Annotated in this window: 1 protein-coding gene; it reads right to left on the reverse strand. The window is 61.1% G+C overall.

The window, feature by feature from the left end:
• On the reverse strand, positions 1-262 hold a 262-nt coding region (locus SB719_RS20870; RefSeq protein WP_412159849.1), incomplete at both ends, for a TetR-like C-terminal domain-containing protein.

Consider the following 262-nt stretch of genomic DNA (forward strand, 5'->3'; position numbering starts at 1 on the left):
GTGGGAGGTGTTTTCGTGAACAATATCCGGTAGATCACCGGTGCCACGACTCGGTCGAGCAGGGTTTCCGCGTCGGGCGGGGTTGCGCCTTGCCGGACACCGCGAGCAATGATGCTGGCGAGGTTGCGCAGGATACATTCCGTGCATTGGCCCGCACGTTCGGTCGAGCTTCCGGCCAGCGCTTCACGCAGCAATTCGCGTCCGGGGCCGGAACTCATTTCATCGACGAATTGTTCAAGCCAAAGGCCAAGGTCGCTTTGCC

Source organism: Pantoea sp. SIMBA_079 (genome assembly GCF_046940275.1).
GTDB lineage: Bacteria > Pseudomonadota > Gammaproteobacteria > Enterobacterales > Enterobacteriaceae > Pantoea > Pantoea borealis.